Annotated in this window: 25 protein-coding genes and 6 tRNA genes; 3 read left to right on the forward strand and 28 right to left on the reverse strand. The window is 45.0% G+C overall.

From position 1 onward, the window contains the following. From VME0621_RS25530 to fkpA, 9 genes are all read right to left on the reverse strand, one after another. Positions 1–472 (reverse strand): GTP-binding protein (locus VME0621_RS25530; RefSeq protein WP_146159027.1); only part of this gene is annotated, 472 nt, incomplete at its 3' end. Positions 473–595: 123 nt separating this feature from the next. Then, complete coding sequence (fusA, locus tag VME0621_RS25535; protein ID WP_038224544.1) at positions 596–2,692, reverse strand: elongation factor G; 2,097 nt, start codon at positions 2,690–2,692, stop codon at positions 596–598. 77 nt (positions 2,693–2,769) lie between these two features. Then, the gene (gene rpsG, locus VME0621_RS25540; protein ID WP_031493416.1) at positions 2,770–3,240 is read right to left on the reverse strand and encodes a 30S ribosomal protein S7; all 471 of its coding nucleotides are present in this window, start codon (positions 3,238–3,240) and stop codon (positions 2,770–2,772) included. A gap of 97 nt (positions 3,241–3,337) precedes the next feature. Next, positions 3,338–3,712, reverse strand: coding sequence for a 30S ribosomal protein S12 (gene rpsL, locus VME0621_RS25545; protein WP_004399892.1), 375 nt, complete (start codon positions 3,710–3,712; stop codon positions 3,338–3,340). Positions 3,713–3,887: 175 nt separating this feature from the next. Further along, positions 3,888–4,151 carry a sulfurtransferase complex subunit TusB gene (gene tusB / locus VME0621_RS25550; protein ID WP_038224546.1) on the reverse strand — a complete coding sequence of 88 codons (264 nt, stop codon included), beginning with the start codon at positions 4,149–4,151 and terminating at the stop codon, positions 3,888–3,890. A 10-nt stretch (positions 4,152–4,161) separates the two neighbouring features. Then, the gene (gene tusC / locus VME0621_RS25555; RefSeq protein WP_062462320.1) at positions 4,162–4,518 is read right to left on the reverse strand and encodes a sulfurtransferase complex subunit TusC; all 357 of its coding nucleotides are present in this window, start codon (positions 4,516–4,518) and stop codon (positions 4,162–4,164) included. Then, positions 4,515–4,910: a sulfurtransferase complex subunit TusD gene (gene tusD / locus VME0621_RS25560; protein WP_038224549.1), complete on the reverse strand. Its 396-nt coding sequence runs from the start codon at positions 4,908–4,910 to the stop codon at positions 4,515–4,517. Before tusD ends, tusC begins: the two co-directional genes overlap by 4 nt. Position 4,911: 1 nt before the next feature. Then, on the reverse strand, positions 4,912–5,586 hold the full coding sequence (locus VME0621_RS25565; protein ID WP_051647237.1) for a helix-turn-helix transcriptional regulator: 675 nt from the start codon (positions 5,584–5,586) through the stop codon (positions 4,912–4,914). 222 nt (positions 5,587–5,808) lie between these two features. Further along, positions 5,809–6,594, reverse strand: a complete 786-nt coding sequence (gene fkpA / locus VME0621_RS25570; protein WP_038224550.1) for an FKBP-type peptidyl-prolyl cis-trans isomerase — start codon at positions 6,592–6,594, stop codon at positions 5,809–5,811. 160 nt (positions 6,595–6,754) lie between these two features. Between fkpA and VME0621_RS25575 the strand changes: the two genes are divergently transcribed. Next, positions 6,755–7,735, forward strand: a complete 981-nt coding sequence (locus VME0621_RS25575; protein ID WP_038223262.1) for a WD40 repeat domain-containing protein — start codon at positions 6,755–6,757, stop codon at positions 7,733–7,735. 5 nt (positions 7,736–7,740) lie between these two features. Continuing rightward, entirely contained in the window at positions 7,741–7,968 is a 228-nt protein-coding gene (locus tag VME0621_RS25580) for a SlyX family protein (protein ID WP_006075239.1), read from the forward strand. Positions 7,969–8,039: 71 nt separating this feature from the next. On the opposite strand, the gene rlmB is transcribed toward VME0621_RS25580, so the two are convergent. The 13 genes from rlmB to tsaE all read right to left on the reverse strand — a co-directional run bounded on the left by rlmB (position 8,040) and on the right by tsaE (position 23,113). Next, positions 8,040–8,777, reverse strand: coding sequence for a 23S rRNA (guanosine(2251)-2'-O)-methyltransferase RlmB (rlmB, locus tag VME0621_RS25585; RefSeq protein ID WP_006075240.1), 738 nt, complete (start codon positions 8,775–8,777; stop codon positions 8,040–8,042). Positions 8,778–8,793: 16 nt separating this feature from the next. Beyond that, positions 8,794–11,265, reverse strand: coding sequence for a ribonuclease R (rnr, locus tag VME0621_RS25590; protein ID WP_062462323.1), 2,472 nt, complete (start codon positions 11,263–11,265; stop codon positions 8,794–8,796). Between the two features lie 94 nt (positions 11,266–11,359). Next, complete coding sequence (motX, locus tag VME0621_RS25595) at positions 11,360–12,016, reverse strand: flagellar protein MotX (protein WP_425608870.1); 657 nt, start codon at positions 12,014–12,016, stop codon at positions 11,360–11,362. A gap of 224 nt (positions 12,017–12,240) precedes the next feature. Next, a complete protein-coding gene (locus tag VME0621_RS25600) occupies positions 12,241–13,557 on the reverse strand; it encodes an adenylosuccinate synthase (protein ID WP_062462326.1) in 1,317 nt (438 codons plus the stop codon). A gap of 133 nt (positions 13,558–13,690) precedes the next feature. Continuing rightward, entirely contained in the window at positions 13,691–13,879 is a 189-nt protein-coding gene (locus VME0621_RS25605) for a DUF2065 domain-containing protein (protein WP_006075244.1), read from the reverse strand. Positions 13,880–13,938: 59 nt separating this feature from the next. Then, entirely contained in the window at positions 13,939–14,919 is a 981-nt protein-coding gene (hflC, locus tag VME0621_RS25610) for a protease modulator HflC (RefSeq protein ID WP_006075245.1), read from the reverse strand. A 2-nt stretch (positions 14,920–14,921) separates the two neighbouring features. Beyond that, on the reverse strand, positions 14,922–16,124 hold the full coding sequence (hflK, locus tag VME0621_RS25615) for an FtsH protease activity modulator HflK (protein WP_038224556.1): 1,203 nt from the start codon (positions 16,122–16,124) through the stop codon (positions 14,922–14,924). Positions 16,125–16,169: 45 nt separating this feature from the next. Continuing rightward, positions 16,170–17,459 (reverse strand): ribosome rescue GTPase HflX, encoded by a 1,290-nt coding sequence (hflX, locus tag VME0621_RS25620; RefSeq protein WP_006075247.1) that lies wholly within the window; start codon positions 17,457–17,459, stop codon positions 16,170–16,172. Between the two features lie 44 nt (positions 17,460–17,503). Further along, positions 17,504–17,767, reverse strand: a complete 264-nt coding sequence (gene hfq / locus VME0621_RS25625) for an RNA chaperone Hfq (protein WP_006075248.1) — start codon at positions 17,765–17,767, stop codon at positions 17,504–17,506. Between the two features lie 190 nt (positions 17,768–17,957). Then, positions 17,958–18,905, reverse strand: a complete 948-nt coding sequence (gene miaA, locus VME0621_RS25630; protein ID WP_038224558.1) for a tRNA (adenosine(37)-N6)-dimethylallyltransferase MiaA — start codon at positions 18,903–18,905, stop codon at positions 17,958–17,960. Continuing rightward, positions 18,902–20,902 (reverse strand): DNA mismatch repair endonuclease MutL, encoded by a 2,001-nt coding sequence (gene mutL / locus VME0621_RS25635; protein WP_062462329.1) that lies wholly within the window; start codon positions 20,900–20,902, stop codon positions 18,902–18,904. Before mutL ends, miaA begins: the two co-directional genes overlap by 4 nt. Before the next feature lie 34 nt (positions 20,903–20,936). Then, the gene (locus tag VME0621_RS25640) at positions 20,937–22,628 is read right to left on the reverse strand and encodes a LysM peptidoglycan-binding domain-containing protein (RefSeq protein ID WP_062462332.1); all 1,692 of its coding nucleotides are present in this window, start codon (positions 22,626–22,628) and stop codon (positions 20,937–20,939) included. A 20-nt stretch (positions 22,629–22,648) separates the two neighbouring features. Continuing rightward, entirely contained in the window at positions 22,649–23,113 is a 465-nt protein-coding gene (tsaE, locus tag VME0621_RS25645) for a tRNA (adenosine(37)-N6)-threonylcarbamoyltransferase complex ATPase subunit type 1 TsaE (protein WP_038224563.1), read from the reverse strand. Between the two features lie 247 nt (positions 23,114–23,360). Here tsaE and queG point away from each other — a divergent pair, with 247 nt between their 5' ends. Continuing rightward, positions 23,361–24,488, forward strand: coding sequence for a tRNA epoxyqueuosine(34) reductase QueG (queG, locus tag VME0621_RS25650; RefSeq protein WP_062462350.1), 1,128 nt, complete (start codon positions 23,361–23,363; stop codon positions 24,486–24,488). A gap of 592 nt (positions 24,489–25,080) precedes the next feature. Here the strand turns inward: queG and VME0621_RS25655 are convergent. The 6 genes from VME0621_RS25655 to VME0621_RS25680 form a co-directional block, all read right to left on the reverse strand. Next, positions 25,081–25,156 (reverse strand) — tRNA-Gly (locus VME0621_RS25655). 48 nt (positions 25,157–25,204) lie between these two features. Then, a tRNA-Gly gene (locus VME0621_RS25660) sits at positions 25,205–25,280 on the reverse strand. Between the two features lie 30 nt (positions 25,281–25,310). Continuing rightward, positions 25,311–25,387, reverse strand: a tRNA-Met gene (locus tag VME0621_RS25665). A gap of 42 nt (positions 25,388–25,429) precedes the next feature. Further along, positions 25,430–25,505: transfer RNA gene (locus tag VME0621_RS25670), tRNA-Gly, on the reverse strand. Positions 25,506–25,534: 29 nt separating this feature from the next. Beyond that, positions 25,535–25,611 (reverse strand) — tRNA-Met (locus VME0621_RS25675). Positions 25,612–25,653: 42 nt separating this feature from the next. Further along, positions 25,654–25,729, reverse strand: a tRNA-Gly gene (locus VME0621_RS25680). Positions 25,730–25,749: the final 20 nt, after the last annotated feature.

Genomic DNA, 25,749 nt, shown 5'->3' on the forward strand with positions numbered 1-25,749 from the left:
GAAGTTCACGAACTTCCATTTCAACTAGCTCTAGAAGCTCTTCATCATCAACCATGTCACACTTGTTCATGAATACGATGATGTAAGGGATACCAACCTGACGGCCTAGTAGGATGTGCTCACGAGTCTGAGGCATTGGGCCGTCAGTTGCAGCAACAACTAGGATACCACCGTCCATTTGCGCAGCACCAGTGATCATGTTTTTAACATAATCCGCGTGTCCTGGGCAGTCTACGTGTGCGTAGTGACGAGTTGGAGTGTCGTACTCAACGTGAGAAGTTGCGATTGTGATACCGCGCTCACGCTCTTCTGGAGCGTTATCGATAGATGCGAAGTCTTTCGCTTCACCGCCGTACACTTTAGCTAGAGTAGTACAGATTGCAGCAGTTAGAGTTGTTTTACCGTGGTCAACGTGGCCGATAGTACCAACGTTAACGTGCGGTTTAGTACGTTCAAATTTTTCTTTAGACACGATCGTGTTCCTTCCTAGTTATGATTCGCCCCGAGAACGAATTTTGTCGGGGCGCGTCAGAATTTGCTATTTTATGCGTCAATTTTACTCAACGCAACAGATTCATTACTAAACAATAGCTGATTAGCTGCGCTGTGCAATAATCGCATCCGCCACATTCTTCGGAGTCTCAGCGTATTCGCTAAATTCCATCGAATATGACGCACGACCTTGGGTCGCACTACGCAAGTCAGTTGCGTAACCAAACATCTCAGAGAGCGGTACTTGTGCACGGATGATCTTAAGGCCAGCGTGGCCGTCATCCATACCTTCGATCATGCCGCGGCGACGGTTAAGGTCACCAACAACATCACCCATCCAATCTTCTGGAGTCGTTACTTCAACCTTCATCATTGGCTCAAGCAGAACAGGTTGTGCTTCAAGCGCACCTTTTCTGAAGGCCATCGAGCCGGCGATCTTAAACGCCATCTCGCTAGAGTCGACATCATGGTAAGAGCCATCATACAGTGTTGCTTTGACATCCAGTACAGGATAGCCAGCAAGAACACCGTTGTTCATCTGCTCTTCGATACCTTTCGATACCGAGCTGATGTATTCCTTAGGAACCACACCACCCACGATCTCGTCAACGAACACAAACCCTTCACCCGCTTCAGATGGCTCAAGCTTAAGCCATACGTGACCATATTGACCACGACCACCTGATTGGCGAACAAATTTGCCTTCAACTTCTGTGCTGCCGCGAATCGTTTCGCGGTACGCAACTTGAGGTTTACCCACGTTGCAATCAACACTGAATTCGCGCTTCATACGGTCAACGATGATGTCTAGGTGAAGCTCACCCATACCTGAAATTAGCGTTTGGCCAGTTTCGTCATCGGTTTCCACACGGAACGACGGGTCTTCTGCTGCCAGTTTACCTAGCGCAATACCCATTTTCTCTTGGTCAGCTTGAGAGCGAGGCTCTACCGCGATCTGAATAACTGGCTCAGGGAATTCCATGCGCTCAAGAATCACTTTGTGGTTCTGGTCACACAGGGTATCACCTGTTGTTACGTCCTTCAGACCAATCGCTGCTGCAATGTCACCCGCACGAACTTCTTTTACTTCTTCGCGCTTATTTGAGTGCATTTGAACGATACGGCCAAAGCGTTCACGCTTTTGCTTCACTGAGTTATAAACGGCATCACCCGAGTTTACGACACCTGAGTAAACGCGCATAAACGCTAGAGTGCCTACAAACGGGTCGGTTGCAATCTTAAATGCAAGTGCAGCGAATGGTTCGTTGTCGTCCGCGTGACGCTCTACTTCGTTCTCATCATCGTCGATACCTTTAATCGCAGGTACGTCTACTGGAGAAGGAAGATATTCGATAACCGCGTCTAGTACCGCTTGCACACCTTTGTTCTTAAATGCACTACCACATGTTGCGAGTACAATTTCGTTATTTAGTGTACGAGTACGCAGACCCGCCTTGATTTCAGCTTCCGTTAGTTCGCCTTCTTCAAGGTATTTATCCATCAACTCTTCGCTTGCTTCTGCAGCGGCTTCAACCATGTTGTTGCGCCACTCTTCAGCTTCATCTTGCAGTTCTGCTGGAATCTCTTCGTAAGTGAAGGTCATGCCTTGATCGGCATCGTTCCAGTTGATTGCTTTCATCTTGATAAGGTCGATGACACCTTTGAACTCATCTTCTGCACCAATGTTTAATTGGATTGGAACTGGGTTCGCACCAAGACGATTTTTAATTTGGTCCACAACGCGTAGGAAGTCTGCGCCTGCACGGTCCATCTTGTTCACAAATACCATACGTGGAACGTGATATTTATCAGCTTGACGCCATACAGTTTCAGACTGAGGTTCAACACCTGATGAGCCACAGAATACAACCACTGCACCATCAAGCACACGCAAAGAACGCTCTACTTCGATAGTAAAGTCAACGTGTCCAGGGGTATCAATGATGTTTACGCGATGATCTTGGAATTGTGCTTCCATACCACGCCAGAAGGTAGTAGTAGCAGCAGATGTGATAGTGATACCACGCTCTTGCTCCTGCTCCATCCAGTCCATGGTTGCAGCACCATCGTGAACTTCGCCGATTTTGTGAGAAAGGCCAGTGTAGAACAGAATACGCTCACTTGTGGTTGTTTTACCTGCATCTACGTGAGCAACGATACCGATATTACGATAGCGCTCAATAGGAGTTTTACGAGCCACGATTGTATCCTCTTACTAAGGTTAACCTTAGAGTATAGAAAAGTGCTGCGAGAGAACCTCGCAGCACTGAAAAGGTATTACCAGCGGTAATGAGCAAACGCTTTGTTAGCGTCAGCCATGCGGTGAACGTCTTCACGTTTCTTAACCGCAGTACCTTTGTTCTCAGACGCGTCTAGCATTTCAGCAGCTAGGCGTTGAGCCATAGATTTTTCACCACGCTTACGCGCAGCTTCAACCAACCAACGCATAGCAAGTGCGTTACGGCGAACCGGACGAACTTCTACAGGTACTTGGTAAGTTGAACCACCTACACGGCGAGATTTAACTTCTACCGCTGGGCGAACATTTTCAAGAGCTTCTTCAAATACAGCTAAGTGGTCTTTACCAGACTTCTCAGCCATAGCTTCTAGTGCAGTGTAAACAATTTTCTCTGCAGTAGATTTCTTTCCGTCAACCATAAGGATGTTAACGAACTTTGCCAGCAATTCAGATTTGAACTTAGGATCTGGAAGGATCTTACGCTGACCAATTACGCGACGACGTGGCATGGATATTCTCCGTTGTCTTCTTCAGGTTATCCAAAACTTTACAGTTTCTTCAAAAATTAAAAATAATTTAGTGTTTGGCCTTACTTAACGGAATCCATTAAGACTTAGGACGCTTCACACCGTACTTAGAACGACCTTGTTTACGGTCATTTACGCCAGCACAGTCTAGTGCGCCGCGAACAGTGTGGTAACGTACACCCGGAAGGTCTTTAACACGACCACCACGGATTAGAACAACACTGTGCTCTTGAAGGTTGTGACCTTCACCGCCGATGTACGAAGTCACTTCGAAGCCGTTCGTTAGACGAACACGACATACTTTACGAAGTGCTGAGTTAGGTTTTTTAGGTGTAGTAGTGTAAACACGAGTACATACACCACGTTTTTGTGGGCACGCTTCTAGTGCAGGCACGTTGCTTTTAACAACTTGCTTTGCACGAGGCTTACGTACCAACTGGTTAATAGTTGCCATTAACTAGCTCCTGATTTACTTGAAAGTAAGCTTTGTGAAAAATCTAGCCCTAACCGCCAATGGCAATTAGGGACGCAAAATTCTATGCAGCAGTGGGAGGTGTGTCAAGAAATATACAGATCTTTTTTAGATTAACTGCCGGGTTTTCATGTTTACAGCAAGCGATATGAAACGACTACTCCCAAGTAGTACTATTAACATGTCGTTCGGTGAGTTCAACAAACCCATTAAAATCCACAACTTGAGTTGATTCTGATACTAGAGGCATCAACCCTCTAGCACTAAGATCCGGTTGCAATACGAAACATGCCGAAGGTAACGTTAAGTTTTTGTCAGTGATTAAATAACACGCATTTTCGACCAAAATTACTTGGTCATCTTGCGATAAATAGCGAAGTGCTTGTTGGTAGCCAATTTCGGTTTTGATGATATGAAGCATAAAGGGAGACCTAGAACGTTAATACTTTATGACAAAGACTCAACTGTTTGGCAATTTCACCCGTTTCAACTACTTGTGCACCAATAACCAGTTGCTCGGAGTCTAGCTGATATTGCAGCATACTCTGCTCGCAGACAAAGACGTCTTCAATGTCATACAGCTCCATCAGCTTAAATGCGCTGATGTAGTCACGTGATAACACGTCGGCACTGTGTTGGTTTTGTCTGAGCTGATTAACACCTGCGCCAACAAAGAATACTTTGATGTCTTCAGTAAACGCCGATGTCGCTAACAGCGCGTCTAGTCCTTCACGCCCTTTTGCTGTTGAATGTGGTAATGAGTTAAATACAAATGCTAGTGTTGTCAAAACTGCACCACCCTGTCTTGCGTTAACATAGCGCTGGCTAGGCTACCCAACCCAGCGAGTTCAAAGCCTTGAGCTAAGTTATCTACATCGCGCGTATGTTGTGAGGCTTCATCAACACCCAAGACACCACGTCGCAAAGAGGCGGCAACGCACGTTTCTAACCGTACACCATAATCTTGTGCCAAACTCTGCCACTCAGCTGTCAAATCTAGCTCATCATTCGCAGGTACCACAAGACGCGACGCATTGTGAATCCCATCCTGATAAAAGAATACACTCACTAGCTTATGTCCTCTAGCAATAAGAGCCTTAGCAAAGAGCAACGCGTTACGCGCAGACTGAGTCCCATAAACCGATCCATTGATAACTAATGTATAGGTTAACGCAGACACGTTATTCGTCCTCAGTCTTACGCTGACGGATATAGAGATAAACGGTGTGTTTTGAGATATTGAGACGATCTGCGACACGATTTATCGCATCTTTAATATCAAAAATACCTTTGTCGTAGAGCTCCATAACAATCTGGCGGTTCTTAGTATTGTTCGATACCGATTTATCCGCATTGATGTCTTCGATAGTGCGTTCTACGGTTTGGTCTACTAGCTCTTCTACATCACTGGCAAAGTTCACTGAAGATGCGGCATCTTTTGCATCTTGTGTAGGCATAAAAGATTGAAGGATTTGCGAGAATGGCGCATCTAAGTTCACGTTAATACACAGCAAACCAATGACACGATTATCACCATTGCGAATCGCGATAGTAATCGACTTCATCAGCACGCCGCCTTTAGCGCGAGTGAAGTATGAGCGAGAGAAGTTACGCTCAGAGCCTTCGATATCTTTGAGCATCTTAAGAGCTAGGTCGGTTATTGGTGAGCCAACTTGACGCCCTGTGTTTTCACCGTTGGCAATTTTCACCGCGGAAGTATTTAACGACTCCAGTGAGTGCAAAACGATTTCACAAAATGGACCAATTAAACTCGCTAATCCATCGACCACGGCCTCATAGGACTTAAGGATGATTTTGTCATGCTCGCTAAATGGCGCCACATCGACTGACTCCATTTCAAGCAGCTCATCGGGATTGGTAATTTCAGTCACTGTACTTTGACCCTAGAGATAACTTAAAAAAATTACCGTAAGTTTATCAGAAAATTTGAAGCTGACCTCTAAGTATGTCTCTAACAAGTGATTTAGGGCAAAAAAAGTGCAGTTTTTTATCTACGGTGGCTTTCATCAAACAAAAAAAGACCCACCGTAGTGAGTCTTTATCGTTCAATGTATTAATTATTGAGTTGCTTGAGCGTCATCGCCATCGATTTTTAGCAGCTCTACTTCAAATACCAATGTAGAGTTTGCAGGAATCGTTGGTGTGTCTTGCTCGCCATAAGCTAACTCTGGTGGGATAACGAACTTGTACTTAGAACCCACTTTCATTAGCTGAACACCTTCAGTCCAACCTGGAATAACACGGTTAAGCGGGAATGTCGCTGGTTGACCACGATCGTATGAGCTATCAAATTGAGTGCCGTCAATCAAAGTACCTTTGTAGTGTACTTCTACTGTGTCAGTCTCTTTTGGTTGCGCACCAGTACCTTCTGTTTCTACTTGGTACAGTAAGCCAGAGTCTGTTTTGGTCACGCCATCTTGTTTCTCGAATTCAGCACGGAAATCGTCGCCAGCTTTCTTAGCTGCCGCCGCTTTTTCTTCTGATTGCTTCTGCATAGTTTCAGCAACACGCTTGTCTAAACCTTCCAGTGCAGCACGAATTTCATCTTCTGTCAGTTCAGCTTTACCCGCAAACGCTTGTTCTATACCTTTAAGAACCAGTTCTTTCTTCAGCTCGATGCCAAACTCAGCCGGCTTTTCAATGCTCGTGCTTAGGTAGTTAGCGAAAGAAACGCCGATTGCGTAAGCTGCTTTATCATCTTCTGTCTTAAAGTGAACCGCTTTGCCTGTCTCCGCTTGAACTTGCTCTTGCGCCGCTGGCTCTGCTTTTGGTTCTTCTTTTTGACAACCGACTGCCAACATTACTGTCGCAGCAAGTAGCGACACTTTAAATAGTGATTTCATTTAATTCTCCGATTATGGAATTCAACGCCTACTCATACTTATTAAACTTGTCTTTCAGCGCAGCATGCGTAACTATCTCAATCTAGTAACTATTTCTACATAGCTCAAGCTTTAAATATACTAGCTTAAACTCAAGACTCAACGTGGAATAACGCTAATGATGCGAATAATATCTCATTCTGTGCTGTGGTTAATTGTCATCAGCCTGTTAAATGGCTGCTTTTTCTCCAGTGATTCAGAGAGACAATGGGACCTAGCGCTAGAGGGAACCAGTGCTATTGCGTTAAGCCGCGATGCCAGATTCGCCTTGCTTTACTCCAAACAGCAGCACCTTCAGCTATGGGACCTCAACCAAAACAAACTGTTAGCTCGCTTGGGCATTCAAGATCCTGAGCAGAATATTATTTCCCTCATCCGTTTTAGCGATAATGGCCGTTTTGCTGTCACTGCCACACAAACCAACTTTGCCGTCTGGGATTTAGCCTGGTCTCAATCTACCGGACTTTGGTCTATCTCTGACGGACTCATACAAGACATCGCTTTGGGCAATAATGGCGATGAAGTGCTTATTGGTCTCAGTAATGGTAAAGCCATATTCATCGATTTAGTCACTGGAAGACGCCTAGAGTTCCTCGCTCACGTAGAAAAAGTGAATTCTGTTTCACTATCGCCTAATGGAAAATACGCACTATCAGGAGGCAACGACCATAATGCTTACTTCTGGAGCACCGAATCTGGTCAAATATTACAGCAATTTGAACATGAGCAACGGGTCGGCACAGTGGAACTACAACGCGATGGTTTATACGCCCTCACTTCAGATAGTGGAAATAATGCCATTATTTGGGATCTGAAAACTGGCAAAGAGGTCAGTCAGCTAAGCAGCTGGACTCGACAGCTTATCTTCTCCTCTGCGCGCTTTTCCGATGACGGCACTCGTTTAGTCACCGGCTCTCCCTCTTCTAGAATGGTCATCTGGGACACGCAATCTGGTAAACGGATAGAAGGCTTCGAAGTTGAGATGTTAAAAGATGTTCGTCCGCCTCGAGGAGTAGTGTATGATGCCGCTTTTGAGAGCAACCAACGCGTCCTCTCAGCCTCTTCTGCCGGTGTTGTGCAGGCTTGGAATTTGAGTGAGTAGAGATTATGAGTAATAAAGAAGTTCAGGCTCTCGAAGAGAGAATTAACGATATGGAATGCAAAATGGCATTCCAAGAGCAGACCATCGAAGAGCTCAATGACGCCTTAACTCAACAACAGCTACTGATCAGTAAAATGCAAGATCAAATGAAGTATGTTGTTGGTAAAGTGAAAAATATGGATACGTCCAACCTTGCCGATCCTTCAGAAGAAACACCCCCTCCTCATTACTGATTGTCCCAGATATAAGAAAGCCCCTGCGTAATGCTGGGGCTTTTGGATTATCTATAAGTCCTGCTAAATCACTAAAGCGCGCGTTGGCGTACCGCTTCAAATAAACAAATCCCCGATGCTACCGAAACGTTCAAACTTGATACCGAGCCCGCCATTGGAATTTTAATCAGATCGTCACACGTCTCACGAGTTAAACGGCGCATACCGTCACCTTCCGCACCCATAACAATCGCTAAAGGTCCATCAAGTTTCGCTTGGTAGATATCGTGAGTAGCTTCCCCAGCAGTCCCTGCAATCCAGATTCCTTGCTCTTGCAATGATCGCATTGTACGAGCGAGGTTAGTTACGCGAACCAAAGGAACGGTCTCGGCGGCACCACAGGCCACTTTACTGACAGTGGCCGTTAATGGCGCAGAGCGATCTTTCGGCACAATAACAGCAGCAACACCTGCCGCATCGGCATTACGTAAACAAGCACCCAAATTATGAGGGTCAGTCACACCATCAAGAATTAGCAATAGTGGCTGAGCATGCTGGCTTAGAATACTGTCTAGATCATTCTCATTGAGCTGCTTAGCTGGTTTTACTTTCGCAATGATTCCCTGATGATTGGCACCACGTGCTTTGTCATCAAGCGTCTTACGGTTCATTTGCTGAATCGACACACCAATTTGAGTCAATTCATTCAGCACTGGCATCAAGCGCTCATCTTGACGCCCCTTTAATACGTACGCTTCTATAAAACGTACTGGATCTCTTTCCAATACAGCTTTCACAGCATGTATGCCGTAGATAAATTCGTTACTCATGGTTTAACCTTGAATTCTATTTTTTCTTCGCTCGACCCGCTTTACTGCGCGCTTTGTTCTTGCGAGCTTTTTCGGCTTTGGACTTTTTGCGCTTATGCGGCAATACGTCTTCTTGTCCGTCAGGCCTTTTCGTTGCTTCGACAAGAGGCTTAGCTTTTGCGCCTCGCTTACCTCTTACTTCTGCGACACGTTGTTTTGCCTTCGCTTTTTTCTTCTCAGCTTCAGCAACACGTTTTTTAGCCGTTTTTCCTTTGCCGCGTAGCTTACGACTTGTTTCCTCTAATTCAAAGTCTATTTTCTTCTCATCGAGGTTAACCGCCAGCACTTTTACTTTTACCGCATCACCTAATCGATAAATCGCACCAAAGCTTTCACCGATAAGTCTTTGACCTATTGGATCAAACTGATAGTAGTCATTAGCAAGTGAGGAAATATGCACCAAACCATCAATGTGCAATTCCGTTAAACGTACAAAGAACCCAAAACCGGTGACATTCGCAATAACACCATCAAGAACTTCGCCAACATGGTCTTGCATGTACTCACACTTGAGCCAATCTGCCACATCACGTGTCGCATCATCCGCTCGGCGCTCTGTCATCGAACATTGCTCACCATAGAAGTCCATATCATCGAAGGAATAATGGTAGCCACCTGTTGGTGTCCATCGATCGGTGTTGCGACCTTCTTGCTTAGCAATTAAATACTTAATCGCTCGATGCAGCAACAAGTCAGGATAACGACGGATTGGAGAAGTAAAGTGCGCATAGCGTTTGAGCGCTAACCCAAAGTGACCTGCATTATCTGCGTTATACACCGCTTGCTTCATTGAGCGTAATAGCATGGTCTGGATCAACTCTTTGTCTTGGCGCTGCTGGATTTTTCGAATCAGCTCAGCGTAATCCGTTGGTGACGGGTCTAAACCACCAGATAAATCTAAGCCAAGCTCTCCCAAGAAATCTCTAAAGCCTTGCAGCCTTTCCTCTCCCGGAGTCTCGTGAATACGATACAGGGCCGGCTCTTTGGCTTTCTCAACCAGAGAAGCGGAAGCAATGTTTGCCAATATCATGCATTCTTCGATAATCTTATGAGCATCATTGCGAATCACAGGTTCGATGCGGTCAATTTTACGCTCTGCATTGAAGATAAATTTGGTTTCTACTGTTTCGAACTCAATTGCACCACGATAGTCACGTGCCTCTTTCAGCACTTGATACATATTGTGGAGCTCATGCAAGTGTGGTACTAACGCACTATAGCGTTCACGTAACTCTTCGTTACCCTCTAAAATATCACTCACTTTGTTATAGGTCAGGCGAGCATGAGAGTTCATCACGGCTTCGTAATGCTTATAACCTGAAAGTTTGCCCGTTTCCGAAATGGTCATTTCGCATACCATACATAAACGGTCTACTTGAGGGTTAAGCGAACACAATCCGTTCGACAATACCTCAGGTAACATAGGAACCACCTGAGATGGGAAATAAACAGAGTTACCACGTATGATGGCTTCTTTATCTAGAGGGGAATCCGGACGAACATAATAGCTGACATCCGCGATCGCAACCCATAAGCGCCAACCACCACTTTTTTTACGTTCACAGTAGACGGCATCATCAAAGTCACGAGCATCTTCACCATCAATCGTGACAAGAGGCAACTCGCGTAGATCAACGCGGCCCTTTTTAGCCTCTTCAGGTACAAATTCGCCAAATTGCTGAACTTGCTTTTCAACTTCAGCTGGCCACTCATGAGGAATTTGATGAGTGCGAATTGCTATTTGGGTTTCCATGCCAGGCGCCATGTTCTCGCCAAGCACTTCAACTACTTGCCCCATCATTCCACGAGATCGGCTGCCACGGTCTGTCACTTCAACCACAACAACATTGCCCATTCGGGCGCCGCCTCGGTGTTCGTTCGGGATTAGGATATCTTGGCTAATACGAGAATCATCAGCAACGACATAGGCGTAACCGTATTCTAGGAAAAATCGGCCTACGACTTGCGTCTTGCGCTCTTCCAACACACGTACGAGTCGCCCTTCCTTTCGACCACGTTTATCGGTGCCAGATGGCTGTACTAATACAAAATCGCCATGCAATAGTGTACGCATTTGGTGATGAGGAAGCAGAACATCATTGTCCTTATTCATGCTTCCTTCAGGTCTCACCCAGCCATGTCCATCTTTATGACCTATGACATAGCCTTTAATCATTTCTAATTTATCTGGTAAGGCATAACACTGGCGTCGAGTGAAGACCAACTGGCCATCACGCTCCATAGCACGTAAACGACGACGCAGCCCTTCATAATGCTCTTCGCCTTCAAGCCCTAATGCTTCAAACAGATCATTTCTGTTCATTGGTACATTGACGCTTTCTAAGAAATCGGTGATGAATTCTCGGCTTGGAATTGGGTTGTCGTAGTTTTGGGACTCTCTTTCTGCAAAAGGGTCGTCTACTTTGATATCGCTAGGCTTGTTCGACATAGTCTGACCTATATTTTAGGAGGGATACGTCGATTATAACTGACAGAGCAGATAAGCTACAGAAATGCTTTGAATTTCTCGTATTGCTGAAAAATTACCAGAACGTCGTTCGACGCTTTGCCCTTGCAATAATGTTTTCAGGCATACGTTGCTCTAAGCCACGTCTTAACATAGAGATACGTTTATGCTTACGACTATCAGGAGTCACCGAGTTGTAGAGCCAACGATATGCATCTTCATAGTCCAGAGGGCTACCAAAATCTCGAAGCAACAATTCTGCAAGTTGAATCCTCGCATCAATATTGCCCATTGACGCCGCTTCTCTAAAATAGGGAATGGCTCGCTCTTTATCCTGCTGCACAAAAGTACCACGAGAGTAATAGCGACCTAGCTGTTCAAGCGCTACCGGTAATCCTTGATGGGCTGCATTTTCCATGTAGTACAGACCCAACTCAACATCTTGAGGCACACAAACACCCCAAGCAAGCATATCGCCATAAAGAAATTCATAGGAAGGTAAGCTGATGCGGGTCGCGCGCGCCATAATATCTTCAACCAGCTGACAGTTATCTGCTTTGACTCGAGCTAGATGTCGATTTTCTTCAATTAAACCAATCAGTTCATCTTCAGAATAGATAGGGATCGGAGCCCCCACTTCTTTGGCGTGAAGTGTTTTTACAGAGCCAAGTAGCGCCATGCAAACAAGTGCTGCTAGTTTGTGTCGCTTAATCACTGTGTAACTACTCCTCATACGCAAGTACCAAAGCCAACCAACGCTTATGGATGGTTTAACTTTTATCGGCAGTTACTCGCCTCGCTTTAGAGAAAAAATGGGAAAAGTGGCAATATATTGCCACTTTTGAATAGCTGAAGTTCAAAGACGTCAAAACCTTGGCACAAGATCACATTTGCTCAATGTTCATCACCAATAAAAAAAGCCAGCGTAAATGCTGGCTTTTTAGAACTTTCAATCGATTAAGCCTCGAATGGCTGAACCTTAATGATCGTTTCGTTACGATCTGGACCTGTAGAGATAATATCTACTGGTACGCCTGTCAGTTCTTCAATACGCTTGATGTAGTCTAGAGCGGCTTTAGGAAGTTGCTCGATAGACGTTGCACCAAATGTTGTTTCAGACCAACCAGGCATAGTTTCGTAAATTGGTGTTGCTTCTTCAAAAGCTTCAGCAGCCATTGGAGAAACTTCCAAGATAGAGCCATCTTTCATCTTGTAACCAGTACAGATTTTCAGCTCTTCTAGACCGTCAAGCACGTCTAGTTTAGTTAGACAGAAACCTGAGATAGAGTTGATTTGTACTGCACGACGCATTGCTACTGCATCAAACCAACCAGTACGACGTAGACGACCTGTTGTAGCACCGAACTCGTGACCAACATCACCAAGGTGCTTACCTACTGGGTCTTGCTTATCTAGGCCATCGTAAAGCTCTGTTGGGAATGGACCAGAACCAACACGAGTACAGTAAGCTTTAGTAATACCTAGAATGTAACCGATATGACGAGGACCAAAACCTGAACCTGCAGCAACGCCGCCAGCGGTAGTGTTTGAAGACGTTACATAAGGGTATGTACCGTGGTCGATATCTAGAAGCGTACCTTGAGCACCTTCGAACATGATCTTGTCACCACGCTTACGCGCTGCATCAAGTTCATCAGTTACATCAATAACCATTGAAGTTAGAAGGTCTGCATAACCCATGCATTGTTCTAGAACTTCGTCATAGCTTACTGTGTCTGCTTTGTAGAAGTGCTCTAGTTGGAAGTTATGGAACTCCATAACTTCTTTTAGCTTCTCAGCGAAGACTTCTTTATCGAAAAGATCACCAACGCGTAGACCGCGACGTGCAACTTTGTCTTCGTATGCTGGACCGATACCACGACCAGTTGTACCAATTGCTTTATTACCACGAGCGATTTCACGCGCTTGGTCAATAGCAATGTGGTAAGGAAGAATTAGAGGACAAGCTTCAGAAACGAAAAGACGCTCGCGAACCGGAATACCACGCTCTTCTAGAGGCTTCATTTCTTTAAGAAGTGCTTCTGGTGAAAGAACAACACCATTACCAATAACACACTTAATGTTATCGCGAAGAATGCCTGATGGAATCAAATGAAGAACGGTTTTTTCACCGTTAATGACTAGAGTGTGACCTGCATTGTGACCGCCTTGGTAGCGAACCACGTACTTTGCATCTTCAGTTAAAAGGTCTACGATTTTACCTTTACCTTCGTCACCCCATTGGGTGCCCAGAACGACTACGTTATTACCCATCTTTCCAAATCTGATTGCTAGTTAAAAAAGGATTCTAGCATCGAAATCACAAATTTGCAGTCATTTTTTAAGCATTAGAATCCCGCTTTGTGGTAAGTGACTGATGCTGGCTAATAAAAAAACGATATTGTGACTAGTTTAGCATCATGAAGGTAATTACAGCACCTGCCACAACAAGACAGCCGCCGATTCTTCTTAAATGCTCATCAGGCTGCTGAGCTAATTGGGAAACCATGTTTCGCCAACCTCGCGGGGCAAGTAAGGGCCCTAGCCCTTCGACAACTAACACTAAACCCAAGGCAATCCATAACGACTGTGACATTGTTTTTCTCCCAAAAAATAGGGCTCCCTTGAGGAGCCCTATTACGGTATAGCTTAAGATTATTTAACTGGAGCGCCGTTCATATCGTTCATGTAACGGAAGAACTCACTCTTAGGATCAAGAACTAAGATATCGCTCTTGTCCGAGAATGACGTCTTATACGCCGATAGTGAACGTAGGAAGCTAAAGAACTCTGGGTCTTTGTTATACGCCGAAGAGTAGATAGCTGCTGCTTTTGCGTCTGCACCACCTCGAGTTACACGAGCTGTTTTGTCTGCTTCAGCCAATAGTGTTGCCACTTCTAGCTCAGCTTGAGCACGAATAACTTCTGCTTTCTCACGACCTTGAGAACGGTGCTTACGAGCTACTGACTCACGCTCAGCACGCATACGACGATAAATCGATTCACTGATTTCATCAGGAAGGTTGATTTTCTTCATACGGAAGTCAACAACACGAACACCTAAATCTTTCATCGCGCTTTCACGGGTATCGCGAAGCACGTTGCTCATGATCTTATCGCGCTCGCCATCAATCTCTAGAGCTTGCTTAGCCGCTTCAGTGGTGACTTCTTCACTGTCTGCACTTTCAGGAAGTACATCGTTGTTACGAGGACCAGAAACAATCTGTTTGATCTCACGAGCACCGATTTCAGAACGTAGCACGTCGGTAACTTTACGCTCTAAAAGCGCTTGTGCAGTAAGAGCATTACCGCCACCCGTTGCCAGATAGTATTGACGGAAATCTTCAATCTTCCACTTAACATAAGTGTTGATGATGACGTCTTTTTTCTCTGACGTTACGAAACGGTCACCGCGACCATCCATTGTCTGGATACGTGCGTCCAACGTTTTCACTCGATCGAACAGTGGCATCTTGAAATGCAAACCAGGTTCGTAGATGCGAGATACTTGATTGTCATCGGTAAGAACACGACCAAATCGAATTACGATGCCACGCTCACCTTCAGGGATGACGAACAAAGACATCAGCATCAATGCTAAGGCAACGACTAATACTGGTATCATCAATTTACGCATTATTAGTATCTCCCTTGACGCGTCGAGTTATTGCGAGACGTATTGTTGCTTGAAGAAGTATCGCTGGCCGACGGATCTAATTGAATCTGTTCATAAGCCGATGTTTCCTTTGGCTTACGTGACTTAGATGAACCTTCTTGACCTGCTAGCTTATCGATAGGCAAGTACAACAGGTTACCACTTGATTCAGAGTCAATAAGAACCTTAGATGTATTTGAGTACACTTCTTCCATCGTATCTAGGTACAGACGGTTACGAGTAACCTCAGGTGCTGCTTGATATTCTGGGAGTAGTTTCTCAAACTGAGCTACTTGACCTAGCGCTTCGTTGGTTATTCTCTCTGAATAACCTTGAGCTTCTTTCTTCAAACGCTCAGAGCGACCTGTCGCTTTAGGAATAATCTCGTTTTTGTACGCTTCTGCTTCTCGAATGAAACGCTCTTCATCCTCTCGAGCAGCGATCGCATCATCAAATGCATCTTTAACTTGCTCTGGTGGACGAGCTGACTGGAAGTTGACGTCAACGATGGACAGACCCATATCGTAGTTATCAATGATCTCATTCAGCGTTTCTTGAGTGCTTTGACGAATCTGTTGACGACCACTGGTCAGGATACTATCCATCAGTGAGTCACCGATTACTGCACGTAGTGCCGAGTCAGTTGCTTGACTTAAGCTGTCATCAGCGTTAGTGACAACAAACAGATACTTGTATGGATCAGAGACGCGGTACTGTACGTCCATCGAAACTGAAACTACGTTTTCGTCTTTTGTCAGCATGGTACCTGATGCACGAAGCGAGCGAATTGCTTGCACGTTAACAGGTTGGTATTCGTCGATAAAGCGAGGACGCCAGTTCAGACCTGGGTCGACGATTCGATCGAATTTACCGAGACGGAGAACGACACCTCGCTCACCTTCACTAATGGTATAGAAGCCAGAAAAGAACCAAATAGCGACTGCGATCAATGCAATGACACCAAAGCCTATTGCACTACCACCACCGCCAATTGATGGGCCACCATTACCACCACGTTTACCAAACTTACCACCGATTTTCTGACTCAGCTTATTAAAGACTTCATCTAAATCAGGCGGTCCTTGATCACGACCACCGGAGTTCCGGTCACCACGATTGTTATTACCCCATGGGTCTTTATCGCGGCCGTTGTTTCCATTGTTATTACCAGGCTCATTCCACGCCATTAGGAAGCTCCATCATTTAGTATGACGTTATACTGTAGCAGTCCTTTAAGTAACTATAAAGTCACTCAAAACTGCCCCTTCTCTTTTTTCAAGTCTAGACCAATCTACTTGTTGCATCCGAATATCAATCAACAAGTTACCTTCTTCGTCGTATTCTTCACGTTGAATACAATTCATCTGGAAAAATGTACTACGAAATCGCCCTTGAAACTGCGGCGGAATTCGCAATTGATATTGAACCATTTGGCTCGCTAAGCGCTCTGTTAGCGCTTCGAACAACAGTTCGATTCCTTGCCCTTCCATGGCAGAAACCCAAACGGCTCTCGGAATTCCTTCGTCATTACGTTCTATACGTGGACGTTGGCCATCTAGATTATCTATTTTATTCATCACAACGAGAGAAGGCACTTCATGTGCATCTATCTCTTCTAGCACGTCATGAACAGCTTGAATATTCTCACGAAATCGGTCATCACTGGCATCGACAACATGTAACAAAATGTCAGCTTCCTGCGTTTCTTGCAGTGTTGCCTTAAATGCCGCGACTAAATCATGCGGTAGATGACGGATAAATCCTACCGTATCCGCAAGGATAGCCGGACCGACGTCCGCTAGTTGTATTTTTCTTAAAGTGGGGTCGAGTGTTGCGAATAACTGGTCAGCAGCATACACCCCTGCTTCAGTAATACGGTTAAACAGTGTTGATTTGCCCGCGTTGGTATAACCTACTAGGGAAATCGTTGGGATTTCAGCTCTGTTTCGGGCTCGTCTGCCTTGTTCACGCTGTTTTGCGACTTTTTCTAGACGACGCAAAATCGCTTTAATTCGATCACGCAGAAGTCGACGGTCGGTCTCTAACTGAGTTTCGCCGGGACCACGTAAACCAATACCACCTTTTTGCCTTTCAAGGTGCGTCCAACCTCGAATCAATCGAGTCGATATGTGACGCAACTGTGCTAGCTCTACTTGCAACTTACCTTCGTGGGTACGTGCTCGCTGAGCAAAAATGTCGAGGATCAGACCAGTTCGATCCAAGACTCGACATTTACACAGACTTTCTAAATTACGCTCTTGGGCAGGAGAAAGGGCGTGATTAAAAATCACAATGTCAGCACCAGTTAACTGCACTGTCTGCGCAATCTCCTGAGCTTTACCTTCTCCAACATAGTATTTCGGGTGAGGGGACTGCCGGCTTCCGGTTACTACCTGTAACGCATTAACGCCTGCAGAAGATACGAGCATCTCAAATTCGCTAAGATCTTCCCACTCACCTTCTTGCGTGAAGTTGATATGAACAAGTACAGCTTGCTCCCCCGATTCATAACGGTCAAACAAGCTACCAACTCCTATTTAATTGTCTTGTTTTATTAAATTCGGTATTAATCGTCAGATTTCTCTTGTTGACGATCACCAGCTGGACGCTCACCACTATGATGGCTAACCGCACGAGCTGGAACAACCGTAGAAATCGCATGCTTATAAACCATTTGATTTACGGTGTTTTTCAAAAGGATCACAAACTGATCGAAAGACTCAATTTGACCTTGTAGCTTGATCCCGTTTACAAGGTAGATTGATACTGGAATACGCTCGCGACGTAGTGCATTTAGGAATGGGTCTTGAAGAGATTGCCCCTTAGCCATTTTTATTTTCCTTATATTAATATTGTAGTTTTAATTATTTAGCTATTGGTGCACTGCAATGTTAGGTGCTGCCTTTGCATCTGAGCTAAACCAATGAAATACCCCTTAGTTTTATAATCATAGAACAACTATTGCCTTTGAAAACAAAACTCAGTTCCTTTTTGGGTACAAATACGCAAAAGCGACCACATTATACACAGTTAATGCCATCAGATGCTATGGCATCTGTGAGAGTTTTCATTGAATCCTCAACATGTTCGCTGTCTAACCAAACCAAATCATCCCAACTCCTTAACCAGGTGATTTGACGCTTGGCCAATTGGCGAGTCGCACAGATCCCGCGAAAGATCGCGTCATCTAAAGTGCTCTCTCCGTCCAAATATTCCCACATCTGACGATATCCGACACAACGAATAGACGGCAGATCCGGGTGAAGATCTTCACGAGCATATAACGCTTTGACTTCATCTTCAAAGCCTGCTTGTATCATTTTCTCGAAGCGCAATTCAATTCGTTTATGTAACAAAGCACGATCTTTGGGCGCTACCGCAAATTGTTTAACACGAAATGGTAAAGGCTCGCCTTTGGTTTCAGTCAATTCTGTCAATGATTTACCAGAGATACGATAAACTTCGAGCGCACGTGATAGTCGCTGAGGATCATTTGGATGTATCCTCTCTGCTGAGACAGGATCTATAGCTCGAAGTTCATTATGAAGTGCTTGCCACCCTTTTTCCGTGGCTTCTTGCTCGATCTGTTTACGGATTTCCGGGTTCGCTGCAGGTAACGGCGATAAGCCTTGTAATAGCGCTTTAAAGTACAGCATTGTGCCGCCAACCAGCATCGGGATCTTGCCTTCAGCGTGAATTTTGGCAATTTCGTTCAAAGCATCGCGTCTAAAATCCGCCGCAGAATACGCCTCTGCTGGATCCAAAATATCGATTAAGCGATGTGGCGCTAGTGCAAGCTCATCAGCATCTGGCTTTGCGGTACCAATATCCATGCCCTTGTATATTAGGGCTGAATCAACACTGATGATCTCCACAGGGTATTGTTGACGAAGACGAATAGCTAAGTCGGTCTTACCGGATGCGGTTGGACCCATTAAAAACAAAACGAGTGGTAATTTTTGATTCATGATGAAAATGCTGCAATTGTGGCCGTAAAATCGACAGGTCGAACAAATTTAGGGTCGCTTAACGGTAGCTGACCTTCGTAGAGCTGTTCAAGGTTGCCAAGCAACTGAACGGATTCAGATAAAGTGTAGCTACTTTTCACTTGCAGCACTTTTTTCGCTAACCAAAGGCTTAACTGACTGGTGGTTTGATCATGCTGCTCAAGGGTTGCCAAGTATGACAGCATTTCATCAATTAACAATTGCAAATTTTGCTGCCTTAATGGTGAAGGTACCCCCATCACCATTGCGGTTTGTTTATTGCGTACCTTAATGTCGATACCAAAGTTCAACATAAGCTGCTCATGATCCTCAACCGCCTTTAATTGCTCTTCATTGACTTTCAATGAGAGCGGCACCAACAGTGGTTGCATGGTCAACGCACCTGTTTTTGGGCTCAATTGAGCAAACAATTTGTAAAACTCCGCCCGGCGCAAAGACACTACCGCGCAAATGGGCTCCGCCTTCACCAACACATAACATTGGTCGACAATGGCAATAGCCTTACCGATTCGCTCAATATTCACGTCCATCTGGTTTGGCTTTTGCATTTTAGGTTCAGCCAGCTGATGAACGTTAGTTTCAATATCGGGCGTTTGCATCAACTCCTGATAGACTCGAACTTCGTCGGCCGTTGGCGCTTTTTCTATGACACGAGCCGAATTCTTATTCTTAGAGGGTTTCGCATCTCGCTCAGAGACCCAGTCGCTGCTAGGAGAATACTCTGCAATTTCATGTCCTACCGAAGCACTTTGCGCAGCATACTCTGATTGACTATCGCGTTTTTGATAATCCGCTCTACCGGGATAAGCAGGTATGCTTTCTACAGCGCTAAGCGTAGCATCGTCGACATCAATTCTCGATGTTTGCTCCGGCTCTCTGTGTTCAGTGACTTTTGCTTCATTTTGACTGTTAGCCGATGAACTAAAAGCTGCTGGAGAAGCTGGCTGAGCGTCAATAGACTTAGCCTGAACCAAAGCATCGCTCAGAGCTTGGTAGATAAAATCGTGAACCAGGCGAGCTTGATGGAAGCGAACTTCATGTTTTGCGGGATGCACATTCACATCCACCTGATGAGGGTCGATATTAATAAACAAGATATAAGCAGCAAACTGCTCTGGGGCTAGACTGTTTTCGTAGCTTTGACGAATCGCATGATTGATGAGTTTGTCTTTCATCATCCGACCATTCACATAGCAATATTGCAGATCACTTTGAGCTCTAGCACCTTCTGGGGTGGTAATCCAGCCATGTAATTTCAAATCATTATGCTGCAACTCAATCTTAAGCATATTGCGCACAAATGGCGCCCCACACACGGCTGCTATTCGCTTCTCTGTTTGCGCATCGGTCTTTGCAGCACGGTACTGCCTTACTAACTTACCGTTGTGCTTCAGGTTGATCGAGACGTCAAAACGGCTCAAGGCGATCCGTTTTAATAGCTCATCAATATGAGTAAATTCCGTTTTCTCAGTGCGCAAAAACTTGCGTCGTGCTGGTGTATTGAAAAACAGGTCAAGGACTTCAAGTGTGGTACCAATGGGGTGTGCAGCAGGTTTAAGCTTCACAGCCATGTCACGCCCTTCGGCATATGCACTCCAAGCTTGTTCTTGCGTGGCAGGACGAGAAGTCAGTGTCAGTCGAGCCACAGAGCTTATACTTGCTAACGCTTCACCGCGAAAGCCCAGGCTCATAATGGCTTCAAGATCATCCAAGGTATGAATCTTCGACGTCGCGTGACGACTAAGTGCCAGTTGCAACTCATCTTTAGCAATCCCTTTGCCGTTATCACGCACACGGATAAGTTTGGCACCTCCTTTTTCGATATCAATATCGATACGAGTCGCACCAGAATCAAGACTATTTTCGACCAACTCCTTTACTACCGAAGCTGGTCGTTCCACCACTTCACCCGCTGCAATTTGGTTAGCCAGTCGAGCAGGGAGTATCTTAATCGTCACTTATCTTCTCCAAAATGAGCTACATCATTCTTGTTTACTTATTAGGTATCAACAAGACTTGGCCTACTGCCAATGAGTCTGAACGTAGCTTGTTCGCATCTCGTATACTTTGGACGGTCACACCATACTTAGACGCAATCTTTCCTAAGAACTCCCCTCGCTGCACTTTGTGCTTACGCAGAGGTAGGTCCTTTAAACTGACTGTGATTTTGAGTTTCTGCCCCAGTTTCAATACATCAGATTTGAGGTTGTTCTCGCGTTTAATATCCGCAACGGAGACTTTATATTTATTGGCAACCTTACCCAAGTAGTCACCTTTGGCCACAGTATGGGTAACGGTTTTAGTTTCAACCGTATTTACCTTGCTGCTGACCTTCACTGGTGCGCTGCTACCAGGAATCACCAAAGTTTGTCCTACCGCCAGCGAAGTACTCTTCAGGTTATTGGCGCTCTTAATAGCCGAGACCGACGTCCCATAATTTTGAGCAATCACAGATAAGGATTCACCACGCTTTACGGTATGCTTTTTCTGCTGACCGCGATTGGCAAACAAAGTCCCCTCCGGCGGATTCGCTTCAAAATACTGGACGATCGCTTTGGCTAAGGCACGCGCCAATTTATCTTGGTGACTACGAGTCGTCAGCAAGCGCTCTTCTGTTGGGTTGGAAATAAAGCCAGTTTCAACCAGAACCGAAGGAATATCCGGTGATTTCAACACCGCTAGGCTCGCATTAACAGGCTCTTTCTTATGAAGATGCGCAACTTTACCCATCTCTTTTAAAATCTTAGTTGCGACTTTGTAGCCCTCTTTTTGAGAGTGACTAAATTGCAAATCTAAGAGTGTTTGACTGACATTTCTATCGTTGGTGTTCTTCGATAACACCTCACCAGCACCGCCCAATAATTCAGATTGCTGCTCGTGATTCTCTACCCAGCGCGCAATCTCGGTGTTCGCTCGTCTTGTATTTAGGACAAACACTGACGCTCCACGAGGTTGTGGCGTTCTAAACGCATCGGCGTGAACTGAAACCAATAAGTGTGCTTTATTCTTACGTGCAATCTCAGAACGTTTATTAAGATTGACAAAATAGTCACCACGGCGAGTCAATACTGCCTTCATGCCCGGAATAGCATCGATCTGTGCAGCCAGTTTTTTCGACACGCTCAAGGTCACGTGTTTTTCGTATTTCTTAGTTGGTCCAATCGACCCCGGATCTTCACCGCCGTGGCCGGCATCAATTGCAACGATAATGTCTGCTGTGCCTCTTAGCTGAGAAGCATCACGACTTACTGCCGTTTTACTGCTTGGTGCCGTTGCTTTAGGCTGGCTGCTCGCTTTACCGTGAGGCAAGTCGATAACCAGACGATGTCCGTACTGTCCACCCGGTGTGGGATTCAGTTTAAAGATTTGCGGCGTTGAAGACTTCTTTAACTCGAACACCAAGCGATAGGTCCCTTTGCTAGGTGGTGAGCTTTTACGAATTTTGCTCAGCACCGGGCTATCGGTTACGTTCATTGGTAACTTGGTGTTCAAGGTTGTGTTTTTAAGATCCACTACAATTCGGCTTGGGCCCGATAGTGAGAAATAACTGTAGTCCGCTTCAGACTTAAGGTCGATAACAACACGCGTTTCGTCTGGTGACGGCCAAACGCGTAAACCCTCTAACGCATTGGCTAAAGTAACGGTAGGAAATATCAACAAGATTGGCAGCATGACTTTAGCCATGCTGCTAAGAAAACGACTGATCAATTTAACTCCAACTGACTTATTAATTCTCTTCCGTAATCGCTATTTGCGGTGAAGGCAATCTCTCTTGCCTCGCCAACATACTTAATCTCGATATCAATATCGGCATCAGGTAAGACGCCTACGCCTTTTTCAGGCCATTCCACTAAACAGATGGCATCATCCGAGAAGTAATCACGAATGCCCATGAACTCAAGTTCTTCAGGATCCGCTAAGCGATATAGGTCGAAGTGATATACGTTCCAACCATCAAGCTGATAGGGCTCTACCAAGGTATAAGTCGGGCTTTTTACATTACCCTTATGTCCAAGACTCTGAATAAAGCCACGACTGAATGTGGTCTTCCCAGCGCCAAGATCACCATGCAAATAAATCGTTGTCTGTTTTGAACAGAGATTGGCCAATTTAGTTCCAATTAAAATCGTTGCGGATTCATCTGCTAAGGTAAATTTTTTAGTGCTCATCACATTTTTCTCTGAGTGGTGCCTTTGAGAGTCGAAATAGTAAACTGTGTCGCTTTTCGTAGACAAGTGATCTTATGTAAGTAATCAGAAAATTTACCATTATTTTATCGTTATCCCTACTGTGCATACACAAAATAGTCGATGAAAGTTTGTTCTAAAGTAGATTAAGGACTTTTTGGCGCTCATACTTGGGTTAGTATTGGTTTTGAGTATAGAATACGCGTCCTTTTCTATTTGAGTAATCATGATGGACTTAAACAAGCTTGCCAGTGACATCAAACTATGGGGACAAGAGCTCGGTTTTCAAAAGGTCGGTATTAGTGATATCGATTTGCAAGACCAAGAGACGGTTCTCAAAAACTGGTTGGCCGCTGGATATCATGGTGATATGGCTTGGATGGAAACGCACCAAGATTTAAGAATTCACCCAGATAAACTGCATCCAAATACCTGTCGAATTATCAGTGTCAGAATGGACTACCTTCCAGAAGACGCGAATTTTGCATCCAATTTAGAAGATAAGCACTCTGGTTATATCAGTCGGTATGCTCTTGGACGTGATTACCACAAACTGATTCGTAATCTACTCAAAAAGCTTGGCCAAAAAATAGAACAAGAAGTCTCAGAGCTTGGTTATCGTCCCTTTGTCGATTCAGCCCCCGTTTTAGAACGTCCTCTAGCAGAAAAAGCCGGATTAGGCTGGATAGGCAAGCACTCATTATTACTGGATAAAGAAGCTGGCTCTTGGTTCTTTCTAGGTGAACTATTTATCGACTTGCCTCTTCCTACGGATAACCCGGTAAATAACGAATGTGGAAAGTGTCGAGCATGCGTAACATCCTGCCCTACTGGTGCGATTTTGGAAAACGGCGTTATTGATGCTCGCCGCTGTATTTCCTACCTCACCATCGAATACAAAGGGGTCATTCCACTAGAGTTTCGTGAAGCAATGGGAAACCGAATCTATGGATGCGATGACTGCCAACTGGTTTGTCCTTGGAATCGTCATGCTGAGCTTAGTCAGCGACAAGACTTTCAACGACGCGATAGCTTTGCCGATACCAATCTCGACATTTTGCTTTCCTGGGATGAAGCCACTTTCCTTAAAAATATGGAAGGCTCAGCCATTCGAAGAATCGGTCACGAGCAATGGCGACGAAATATCATCATCGCGATGGGGAATGCGCCTTTCTCTCAAACTTATATCGAGCAGCTAGAACAGATAGAGGGACAATCCGACCTTCTAGATCCACACATCGAATGGGCCTTGCAGAAACAGCTCGGGCAGCTACCTGTGAATCTAGATACCAGCCTTCATACTAAAAACCAACGTCTCATCCGAATCGTAAAAAAAGGGTTACCCCGAGACGCATAGCCATCAATGGTTGTAGAAAAATCAAATTAATTTTCTTGACTAATATCTCAAATCTACATTTGTGGAAAAACTACATTTTCATTAGCGGTTAGTCGTTGAGAAATCAGGTTAAACACAGTTTCAATATATGACTAGGATCAAAAAAACGTCACTTGCTGATCATTTTGCTGTCAAGAAAAAACAACAGAACGCCACTTATTTTATTTGATTTCAACCACTTAGTAACAAATATCAATCTTTAGCATTACCAATGTCGGTGTAAAGATCTTTCAAGCTCCCTACCTTAAGGACCTTCAAATACAATTTATCAACCAAGTTATCCACAAAATAAAAATGTGGATAAGTCTGTTAATTTAACTGTGACAGAATCGCAACAAAGGCAGACGCCTAGTGCTGTTCAGGTGTGTAGAAATTAGATACACAGTTCAGTGCATTGCGTTACTTATGAGTAATGCAATAACTGAATGACTTAATTTTTGGGAGTGATGCTTCTCAGCATTAGGAAAGAGCATGCGGTGAAGGGACGAAGTTTCTCAACTTTGCTATCTCTTAACGAGATGACCGCTTTTGGTGTCCATTATGAGGAAGAAATTGGAGCGACACACGAGGTTCGAACTCGTGACCTCAACCTTGGCAAGGTTGCGCTCTACCAACTGAGCTAGTGTCGCATTATTATCGCTAATTAAATAACGATTATTTCTTTCACTTTAGGAAAATGGAGCGACACACGAGGTTCGAACTCGTGACCTCAACCTTGGCAAGGTTGCGCTCTACCAACTGAGCTAGTGTCGCATATCAACAGCAAGCGCTATTGACTAAATTTGGTTGCGGGGGCCGGATTTGAACCGACGACCTTCGGGTTATGAGCCCGACGAGCTACCAAGCTGCTCCACCCCGCGTCCGTATTGTATCACCGTTAAGTACCGTGAGAACTTTCAAACTGGAGCGACACACGAGGTTCGAACTCGTGACCTCAACCTTGGCAAGGTTGCGCTCTACCAACTGAGCTAGTGTCGCATATCAACAGCAAACGCTATTGATAAAATTGGTTGCGGGGGCCGGATTTGAACCGACGACCTTCGGGTTATGAGCCCGACGAGCTACCAAGCTGCTCCACCCCGCGTCCGTATTGTATCACCGTTAAGTACCGTGAGAACTTTCAAACTGGAGCGACACACGAGGTTCGAACTCGTGACCTCAACCTTGGCAAGGTTGCGCTCTACCAACTGAGCTAGTGTCGCATATCAACAGCAAACGCTAT

This window comes from Vibrio mediterranei (assembly GCF_900088415.1).
In the GTDB taxonomy this organism is placed as follows: domain Bacteria; phylum Pseudomonadota; class Gammaproteobacteria; order Enterobacterales; family Vibrionaceae; genus Vibrio; species Vibrio mediterranei.